Genomic DNA, 9,736 nt, shown 5'->3' with positions numbered 1-9,736 from the left:
TAATAAAGCAACAGGCATTACTTGTGATAAATTACAGACTATAGATGGTACGCTACAGATAAAAAGTGCGACTTCTCTTTCTCAGGAAACACTTTCCATGGAGAAGTTGGAGACCTTGCATGGGGTTGTTTTTGACGGTTTGACGAAATTTACCGACTACACTTTCTTCGGCAAGTTTATAGAAAACGGAATGATTACGGGGGAAAGTTGGAGCGTGACGAAATGTGGGTATAACCCAACCTTCCAAAATATGAAGGACAAACAATATACGCAGCAGGATTAAACCTTATACCTTAACCAGAGTACCCGTAATGATTCGGGTACTCTTTTTTATCCGAATGACAATGAGCAGAACAATACAACGGATTTGCCTTTTTCTTTTCTGCCTGCCAGTTTTCGGCAGTTGCATGAAATGGGATTACGGAGAGATGGAAGATTTCTCTGTATCGGCCTCTGGTCTTTTCATTACCAACGAGGGGAATTTCCAGTACAGCAATGCCACGCTTTCCTACTACGATCCCGCCACGTGCGAAGTGGAGAATGAAGTGTTTTACCGTGCCAACGGGTTCAAGTTGGGCGATGTGGCCCAGTCTATGGTTATCCGGGACGGTATAGGCTGGATCGTGGTGAACAACTCGCATGTGATTTTCGCCATCGACATCAATACTTTCAAGGAAGTGGGCCGTATCACAGGTTTCACCTCACCCCGGTATATCCATTTTCTGTCGGATGAGAAAGCCTATGTGACGCAGATATGGGACTACCGTATCTTCATCATCAACCCCAAGACATACGAGATTACCGGCTATATCGAATGTCCAGACATGGACATGGAATCGGGTTCCACCGAACAAATGGTACAATACGGCAAGTACGTCTATGTGAACTGCTGGTCGTACCAGAACCGCATCCTGAAAATCGACACGGAGACGGACAAGGTCGTGGACGAACTGACCATCGGCATACAACCTACTTCGCTGGTCATGGACAAATACAACAAGATGTGGACCATCACGGATGGCGGTTACGAGGGCAGCCCATACGGTTACGAGGCACCGTCTCTCTATCGTATAGACGCCGAGACTTTCACCGTAGAGAAACAGTTCAAGTTTAAGCTGGGCGACTGGCCTTCGGAAGTCCAGTTCAACGGTACACGGGATACACTTTACTGGATCAACAACGATATTTGGCGAATGCCGGTGGAAGCCGACCGTGTTCCCGTCCGGCCTTTTCTGGAGTTTCGGGACACCAAATACTACGGCCTTACGGTCAATCCCAACAACGGGGAGGTATATGTGGCCGACGCTATTGATTACCAGCAACAAGGTATCGTGTATCGCTATTCGCCGCAAGGCAAGCTGATCGATGAATTTTACGTGGGAATCATTCCGGGAGCTTTCTGCTGGAAATAACGAGGAAGGAGGACAAAAATGAAAAGACATCTTATTCTATTGTTCGTGGGGGTAAGCCTGCCCTTTCTGCTTGCCGCCCAGCAGAAAAATTCCGTCAGCATTACCAAAAGGGTACTACGTATTCCGGAGGTTACGGTGGTGGGCAAACGACCTATGAAGGATATAGGCGTGCAACGAACCCGTTTCGATTCCATCGCCATGAAAGAGAACATCGCCTTGTCTATGGCCGATGTGCTGACATTCAACTCATCCGTTTTTGTCAAGAACTACGGACGCGCCACGTTATCCACCGTGGCTTTCCGGGGTACCTCTCCCTCGCATACCCAAGTGACGTGGAATGGTATGCGCATTAACAACCCGATGCTGGGCATGACGGATTTTTCCACCATCCCTTCTTACTTTATCGATGATGCCTCGCTGCTGCACGGAACGTCATCGGTAAACGAAACGGGCGGCGGCTTGGGTGGTCTGGTCAGGCTCTCCACTTCTCCGGCCAACCATGAAGGGTTCGGGTTGCAGTACGTGCAGGGAGTGGGGTCGTTCAGCACGTTCGACGAGTTTCTCCGCCTGACCTACGGTGACAAACACTGGCAGTCCTCCACCCGTGTGGTGTATTCCTCTTCCCCCAACGACTACAAATACCGAAACCGGGACAAGAAGGAAAACATCTATGACGAGGACAAGAACATCATCGGTTCCTATTACCCGACGGAACGCAACCGCAGCGGGGCTTATAAGGATCTGCACGTCTTGCAGGAAATTTATTATAACACGGGCGAAGGCGACAAGTTCGGGCTAAACGCCTGGTATATCAATTCCAACCGGGAACTGGCGATGCTCAGCACGGATTACGGGAACGACATGGACTTCGAGAACCGCCAAAGGGAGCAGACGTTTCGCGGCGTCCTCTCGTGGGATCGCGTGCGGGAGAAATGGAAGGTCGGTGTAAAAGGCGGCTATATACACACATGGATGGCCTATGATTACAAGCGGGACAAGGGAAACGGCGAAATGGCTTCGATGACCCGCTCACGCAGTAAGATTAACACGTTCTACGGAAGTGCGGACGGGGATTATGCTCCTTCAGAGAAATGGCTGTTCACGGCCGGTGTTTCCGTACACCAGCATTTGGTGGAAAGCGCGGACAAAAATATCATCTCGCAGGAAGGTAACAAGGCTGTTGTCGGGTATGACAAGGGACGTGTCGAGTTTTCCGGTTCCGTTTCTGCGAAATGGCGGCCTGTCGATCGTTTTGCCGCCTCGCTTGTCCTTCGCGAGGATATGTTCGGTACGGAATGGGCCCCGGTTATCCCGGCTTTCTTCATCGACGGGGTACTGTCGAAAAAAGGCAATATCGTGGCGAAAGCATCCATCTCCCGGAACTACCGTTTTCCCACGCTGAACGACCTCTATTTTCTGCCGGGCGGTAATCCCGACCTGAAAAGCGAGCACGGCTTCACATACGACGTGGGGTTGTCGTTCTCGGTGGGGAAAGAAAATGTATATGCTTTGAGCGGTGGTATCAACTGGTTCGATTCGCACATCGACGACTGGATCATCTGGCTACCCACAACCAAGGGATTCTTCTCCCCCAGAAACCTCAAAAAGGTACATGCTTACGGGGCAGAGACCAACGCCCACCTTGATATAATGCTCGGAAAGGACTGGAAACTGGATATGAACGGAACTTTCTCGTGGACTCCCTCGATCAACGAGAGCGAACCGATGAGTCCGGCAGACCAATCCGTCGGCAAACAGTTGCCATACGTGCCGGAGTTTTCCGCAACGGTGACCGGACGTCTGTCATGGCGGACATGGAGCCTGCTTTACAAATGGTGTTATTACAGCCAGCGTTATACCATGTCGAGTAATGACTATACCCTGACGGGCTATCTGCCCCCTTACTTCATGAATAACGTGACACTGGAAAAACAGCTCTCTTTCCGATGGGCCGATCTGTCGCTAAAGGGCAGCATCAACAACCTGTTCGATGAAGAATACCTTTCCGTATTGTCCCGTCCCATGCCGGGCATCAATTTCGAGATATTCATCGGCATAACACCCAAGTTCGGAAAAAACAAAAATAGTAAACGATAATCTGCATCAATATGAACGCATTAAAGAATTTAAGCCTGATTTTGTTGCTTTCTCTGGCATTTACAGGCTGCCACAACAAAAGCTCAAAAATCAATGATTTCAACCTGCTGCTTTATGCTCCCGAATATGCCTCCGGCTTCGACATCAAAGGGGCGGGCGGGAAGGAAAGCGTACTGATAACCGTCAGGAATCCCTGGCAGGGAGCGGACAGTGTAACCACATGGCTGTTTATCGTCCGCAACGGTGAAGAGGTTCCCGAAGGGTTTGCAGGACAGGTACTCAAAGGAGACGCCAAACGTATCGTGGCGATGTCTTCCACTCATATCGCCATGCTTGACGCAATCGGTGAAGTCCGGTGTATAACCGGCGTTTCGGGAATCGACTACATTTCCAACCCAGACATCCAAGCCCGCCGCGACAGTATTGGCGATGTCGGCTATGAAGGGAACATCAACTACGAGTTGCTGCTCTCGCTCGATCCCGACCTCGTTCTGCTCTATGGGGTGAACGGCGCAAGCGCAATGGAAAGCAAACTCGAAGAACTCGACATACCGTTCATGTATGTCGGCGATTATCTTGAAGAGTCGCCTCTCGGCAAGGCCGAATGGATGGTAGTGCTTTCAGAAGTCACAGGAAAACGTGAGAAGGGTGAAAAAGCCTTTGCCGCAATCCCGGTCAGATACAACGCCTTGAAAAAGAAAGTGGCCGACAGTACCCTCGGCACTCCTTCGGTTATGCTTAATGTTCCCTATGGCGACTCGTGGTTCATGCCTTCAACCCAAAGTTATGTAGCCCGCTTGATTACTGATGCGGGAGGCCGCTATATCTACCAGAAGAACACGGGAAACGCTTCTATCCCCATTGACTTAGAAGAAGCATATCTGCTCGCGTCGGATGCGGACATGTGGTTGAACGTGGGAATGGCGAACTCCCTTGACGACTTGAAGGCATCATGTCCGAAATTCACCGATACCCGATGTTTCAAAAATGGAGAGGTGTATAACAACAACGCCCGTACCAACACAGCCGGGGGTAACGACTATTACGAGTCTGCCGTCGTGAATCCTGACATCGTGCTCCGCGACCTCGTGAAGATATTCCATCCTGAACTGGTGCAGGAAGAGTGTGTGTATTACAAGCAACTGAAATAGATGCGTTCCCGTTCGACTATATTATTCTCCATATTGATTACGCTCACGGTCGGTCTTTTTTTACTGGACTTGGCCGTGGGAGCTGTCAACATTCCGATCCGCGATGTATGGGCAGCACTGACCGGGGGAAATTGTTCCCGTGCCACGGAAAAAATCGTACTCAACATACGCCTCATAAAAGCTATAGTGGCACTGTTGGCCGGGGCTGCCTTATCGGTCAGCGGTCTTCAGATGCAGACCCTCTTCCGTAATCCTCTTGCCGGTCCCTATGTCCTTGGCATCAGTTCCGGTGCAAGTCTCGGTGTGGCACTTGTGGTACTTGCCGGGATCGGTTCATCAATAGGCATTGCCGGAGCAGCGTGGGTGGGTGCGGCTGTCGTGTTGCTCGTGATAACTGCCGTCGGACAGCGAATAAAAGACATCATGGTAATCCTGATTCTGGGCATGATGTTCTCATCGGGCGTAGGTGCTGTCGTGCAGATATTGCAGTACCTCAGCAAAGAGGAATCGCTGAAAGCCTTTGTCATTTGGACGATGGGGGCTTTGGGTGACGTCACCTCCGGACAACTTCTGATTCTTGTTCCATCGGTGTTTGCCGGACTGCTGTTGGCGGTACTGACCATCAAACCGCTTAACCTCCTGCTGTTCGGAGAGGAATATGCCGTAACAATGGGACTGAATATTCGGCGTTCACGCAGCCTGTTGTTTCTCTCGACAACGCTGCTCGCCGGAACGATAACCGCTTTTTGCGGTCCGATAGGTTTCATAGGTCTCGCTATGCCTCATGTCACAAGAATGCTTTTCCAAAATAGCGATCATCATGTCCTTCTGCCCGGAACAATTCTTTCGGGAGCATCGATATTGCTTCTTTGCGACATCATTTCTAAAATATTCACCTTGCCGATCAACGCCATTACAGCTCTATTGGGAATCCCAATCGTCGTATGGGTGGTTTTACGCAACAAATCCATCACCGCATGATAGAATTACAGCATTTTTCCATAGGTTACAAAGAAAACTCGTTGCTCCACGAGGTAAATGCCACGATAAAAAAAGGTCAACTGACAGCCCTTATCGGAAGAAACGGGACAGGAAAATCGACGTTGCTCCGCGCCATAGCCGGTCTGAACCGGTGTTATTCCGGAAAAATCATTCTCGACGGGCACGACATCGCCTGCATGAAAACCGAAGATATGGCAAAAACGCTGGCTGTCGTCACGACCGAGCGCACGCGCATCGCCAACCTGCGGTGCAAGGATGTCGTAGCCATAGGCCGTGCTCCTTATACCAACTGGATAGGTAGGATGCAAGAAACAGATAAGGAGATAGTCATGCAATCGCTCATTTCGGTGGGAATGGAGGCTTATGCAAACCGCACGATGGATAAAATGTCGGATGGCGAATGCCAGCGTGTGATGATTGCTCGTGCATTGGCACAGGATACTCCTATCATTCTCCTTGATGAACCGACTTCCTTTCTTGACATGCCTAATCGCTACGAACTTGTGGCGTTGCTTCGTAGGCTTGTCCACGACGAGAAAAAATGTATCATGTTCTCGACACATGAACTTGACATCGCGTTGTCCATGTGCGATTCGATAGCATTGTTAGATACCCCGAATTTAAGTTGCTTGACCGCGTCTGAAATGCAGAAAAGCGGATACATTGACAGACTTTTCCAAAATGAAAACATCCGTTTCGACTCCTTATGCGGTACAATGATTTTGAAACAATGAGTATATACACTGTAGAAAATTTTACTTCAGACATCACTGTTGAAGGATACATCGCCGAATTCCGTGACGAACCACATTTTCTTGAACTTTGCAAACAATGTACCAATTACGGTAAAAGTTGGGGGTGTCCTCCATTTGATTTTGATACGGAATCGTTTCTCCGACAATACAAGTATGCACATCTTATGGCAACGAAGATAATCCCTGAAGACAAAGATATTCCGATTGAATATACACAAAAACTCATTTTACCGGAACGGATACGAATCGAGAGCGAATTATTGGATATGGAACGGAAATATGGAGGGCGTTCATTTGCCTATATAGGTAAATGTCTTCACTGCTCAGATAACGAGTGTACGCGTAACTGCGGCACACCATGCCGACACCCGGAAAAAGTGCGTCCGTCACTCGAAGCCTTCGGATTTGACATAGCCAAAACGCTTTCTGAACTTTTTAACATCGAACTTCTTTGGGGAAAGGATGGCAAATTACCTGAATATCTTGTTCTCGTAAGCGGATTTTTTCATAATGAATACGAACTTTGCAACATAGCATACTAATGATTCGGACATGAAATAAACAGACAAACTAACCACATTCGGTTCAATCTGTTTTGTGATTTCAAATGAATTATAGTTAGATATGTAAAAAGCGACGCTGGAGCTTGAAATAAGTAACGGTTTATCGGTGTATTCTCCGTTAAACCGTCCTGTTTTCGTTAAACGAAAACACAACTTGCTGTCCGCAGGAGCGGACCACATTTATCCAATAATTATTGTGTATTAGCCCATTGTATGGCTATTCTCCTGTGATTTACGAGGCATTTCCATCAGGTGTTTGCCGGCTGCTCTCCCCATAAAAGGGTGGATATCTCTCCATAATCATATGACTTACGTCCATAATTCGGGAATAAGGAGGCGAATATACGGGAAATCTGCCCTTTACATGCCCTATTGTCCATTAATGGATTGTTACTTCTACACATCTACAAATGGAGAGCGGCAGTGAGCCGTATATGGTTTATGGTTTTTCTGCATTATCTTCATTAATGGATTACTACTTCTACACTTCTGCAAATGGAGAATGTAGCCGTGTACACCTTATGGTCTTCCTTCATAATTCTCCATTAACGGATTAATACTTTTACACTCCCATAGACCGATAATTTAAGAATCCGTATCCGGACGGATGCGCGCTCTCACGCCTGCCCATAAGGATTAAAAAGGAACGGTGGACAAGGAAACGGAATCCCGCTCGCTTTTCCACACCACTACGGGCCTCTGATGTCGCCTCCGCATAGGAAGAACTGTCCGAACGGAACGGCATCTCCGTCCCCCCCGTCATGTGTATCATGACAATAACTGACTTTGGATGACTATAAGTGACAGGTGGTTTCATCCTGTTCTCTTCTTCCTTTATTTTGTATTCCGAGACAATACCAGTTGTGTAATTTAATAATTTAAGATTTTAAAATATGGATTCAGAAAAGGAAAAGAACCGGCTTTCCGATATCGTTCTCGAGAGGGTCGGACTCACGGGGAACCTTCTGTCAGCTCCCGTTTCCCCATCCCTGGAACCAGTGGTGGAGATACCAAGTCATGGAAGTCAGGTCCGGGCAGGGAAAGTGACAGGTCCGGAGGAATACAAGAGGAGGTTTCTGGTTCCCGCTCCCAGAGCCGCTGAGTGGAAGACCGCCTACATTGATGGGAGACTGCACCGCCGGATCGCCATGCTGGTCAGGGCCGCCGGCTGCGGCAGCATCTCCGGTTTTATCATCCGGTTGTTGGAACTCCATATGGAGGAACACAGGGAGGACATCGCCTCCCTGCTCGGTGAGGTCTACCGTCCCTGGGATGAGGACGGACAGCCGGGAGGAACACCTCGCCGATAAAACGTTGTCATTGTCCAAGAAGGCATATCATGACAGGAAAGAACGTAAAAGAGCGGATTGGTCTTGGCGGGATGGACGCGGACCGCATCCGTGAGATCATGGGGGAAGCGCCTGCCTGTCCCCGGAAGAGACGTGGAACGTCCGGTAACGACATTATACGTCCCGCAAGGAAAAATGGCCCCATGCAACCGTCCGTCTACGGGGAGGAATACCTGCATGGCATTGCGGGCGTGCAGCGTCGGTCGCTGCATATTCCCGCCGCCCTGCACCGGAAACTGTCCATCCTGGCGGGAGCCTCGAGAAACGGAAAGGTCACTCTGGAGGGGTTCATCAACCACCTTGTCTCGCGGCATCTGGAAGAATACAGGGAAACGACGGACATGATTCTGGAGGAGTCCCTGCCCGGCCCGGTCATAAAGGCTCGTCCCCCATGACAGGGGATCTCCCCCGATGGGAGCATTATTTTTGTTTCTGAAACAATAGTGTTTAACTTTTAATGAAAAAGAAGTATGATGAAAAAAGAAAAAGAGTTGTTGGTTGCCATCGCCAGCCAGAAGGGTGGCGTGGGAAAATCCGTCTTTACGGTACTGCTGGCCAGTGTCCTGCATTACCGCAAAGACGTGCGTGTGGCGGTTGTGGACTGTGACTCCCCGCAGCACAGCATCGCCCTGATGCGTGAGAGGGACATGGAGAATGTCATGAAAAATGACGACCTGAAGGTGAACCTGTACCGGCAGTACGAAAGAATCCGTAAGCCTGCCTATCCGGTCATCAAAAGCGACCCGGAAAAGGGGGTGGAAGACCTGCGGCGTTATATGGACGAAAAAGGGGAGACTTTCGATATCGTGCTCTTCGACCTTCCCGGAACGCTCCGCAGCGAGGGGGTGGTTCATACCGTTGCCGCGATGGACTATATCTTTGTCCCGCTCAAGGCGGACAATATCGTCATGCAGAGTTCCCTGCAGTTTACCAAGGTGCTGGAAGAGGAGCTGATCGCCAAGGGGAACTGCAACTTGAAAGGAATCCGGCTGTTCTGGAACATGGTGGATAGAAGGGGACGGAAGAATTTGTATGATGCCTGGAACCGGGTCATCCACAGGATGGGGCTGCGGCTGCTGTCCTCACACATTCCGAACACCCTCCGCTACAACAAGGAGGCGGACCCTGTCTGTAAGGGTGTCTTTCGTTCCACGCTGTTTCCACCCGATCCCCGTCAGGAGAAAGACTCCGGCCTTCCTGAACTGGTGGAGGAGATATGCCATGCCATCGGTCTGGAGGAATCCGATACCGAGCGGTAGCGGATGATAGGATACAGACACCTTGAATAAGGGCTTTTAGCCTAAGATAAAGTAAGATAATTGCATGATAATAAGTTTTTTACAGATGTGACTTCTCCTATAAAAGCATTACCTTAGTAGTGTAATGTGCGCCAAGAGGTCACACAAG

The 9,736-nt window shown here is 49.4% G+C and carries 10 protein-coding genes and 1 pseudogene; 10 read left to right on the top strand and 1 reads right to left on the bottom strand.

Going from position 1 to position 9,736, the window contains the following annotated elements; genetic code table 11:
* The 7 genes and pseudogenes from BSCG_RS25715 to BSCG_RS25745 all read left to right on the top strand — a co-directional run.
* A pseudogene (locus BSCG_RS25715) lies at nucleotides 1-283 on the top strand (epidermal growth-factor receptor (EGFR) L domain protein); the annotation flags it as partial.
* A 28-nt stretch (nucleotides 284-311) separates the two neighbouring features.
* Nucleotides 312-1,412, top strand: coding sequence for a YncE family protein (locus BSCG_RS25720; RefSeq protein WP_085939434.1), 1,101 nt, complete (start codon nucleotides 312-314; stop codon nucleotides 1,410-1,412).
* Between the two features lie 18 nt (nucleotides 1,413-1,430).
* A complete protein-coding gene (locus BSCG_RS25725; protein ID WP_004311295.1) occupies nucleotides 1,431-3,509 on the top strand; it encodes a TonB-dependent receptor plug domain-containing protein in 2,079 nt (692 codons plus the stop codon).
* Nucleotides 3,510-3,520: 11 nt separating this feature from the next.
* Nucleotides 3,521-4,660, top strand: a complete 1,140-nt coding sequence (locus tag BSCG_RS25730; protein WP_004289233.1) for an ABC transporter substrate-binding protein — start codon at nucleotides 3,521-3,523, stop codon at nucleotides 4,658-4,660.
* Nucleotides 4,661-5,641, top strand: a complete 981-nt coding sequence (locus BSCG_RS25735) for a FecCD family ABC transporter permease (protein ID WP_004311292.1) — start codon at nucleotides 4,661-4,663, stop codon at nucleotides 5,639-5,641. It abuts the gene before it with no gap.
* On the top strand, nucleotides 5,638-6,396 hold the full coding sequence (locus tag BSCG_RS25740; protein ID WP_004289235.1) for an ABC transporter ATP-binding protein: 759 nt from the start codon (nucleotides 5,638-5,640) through the stop codon (nucleotides 6,394-6,396). The genes BSCG_RS25735 and BSCG_RS25740 overlap by 4 nt, the downstream gene beginning before the upstream one ends.
* Nucleotides 6,393-6,959, top strand: coding sequence for a DUF2284 domain-containing protein (locus BSCG_RS25745; protein WP_004289236.1), 567 nt, complete (start codon nucleotides 6,393-6,395; stop codon nucleotides 6,957-6,959). Before BSCG_RS25740 ends, BSCG_RS25745 begins: the two co-directional genes overlap by 4 nt.
* Before the next feature lie 583 nt (nucleotides 6,960-7,542).
* On the opposite strand, the gene BSCG_RS25750 is transcribed toward BSCG_RS25745, so the two are convergent.
* Nucleotides 7,543-7,797 (bottom strand): hypothetical protein, encoded by a 255-nt coding sequence (locus tag BSCG_RS25750; RefSeq protein ID WP_085939433.1) that lies wholly within the window; start codon nucleotides 7,795-7,797, stop codon nucleotides 7,543-7,545.
* 76 nt (nucleotides 7,798-7,873) lie between these two features.
* Here BSCG_RS25750 and BSCG_RS25755 point away from each other — a divergent pair, with 76 nt between their 5' ends.
* The 3 genes from BSCG_RS25755 (at nucleotide 7,874) to BSCG_RS25765 (ending at nucleotide 9,588) form a co-directional block, all read left to right on the top strand.
* Complete coding sequence (locus BSCG_RS25755; RefSeq protein ID WP_004327094.1) at nucleotides 7,874-8,290, top strand: DUF3408 domain-containing protein; 417 nt, start codon at nucleotides 7,874-7,876, stop codon at nucleotides 8,288-8,290.
* A gap of 29 nt (nucleotides 8,291-8,319) precedes the next feature.
* Complete coding sequence (locus BSCG_RS25760) at nucleotides 8,320-8,724, top strand: DUF3408 domain-containing protein (RefSeq protein ID WP_004315818.1); 405 nt, start codon at nucleotides 8,320-8,322, stop codon at nucleotides 8,722-8,724.
* A gap of 75 nt (nucleotides 8,725-8,799) precedes the next feature.
* Nucleotides 8,800-9,588: a ParA family protein gene (locus BSCG_RS25765; protein WP_004311277.1), complete on the top strand. Its 789-nt coding sequence runs from the start codon at nucleotides 8,800-8,802 to the stop codon at nucleotides 9,586-9,588.
* The last annotated feature ends 148 nt before the right edge of the window (nucleotides 9,589-9,736 follow it).

Origin of the sequence: Bacteroides sp. 2_2_4, assembly GCF_000157055.1 — a bacterium.
In the GTDB taxonomy this organism is placed as follows: Bacteria; Bacteroidota; Bacteroidia; order Bacteroidales; family Bacteroidaceae; genus Bacteroides; species Bacteroides ovatus.
This window is presented reverse-complemented; position numbering and strand designations above follow the sequence as displayed.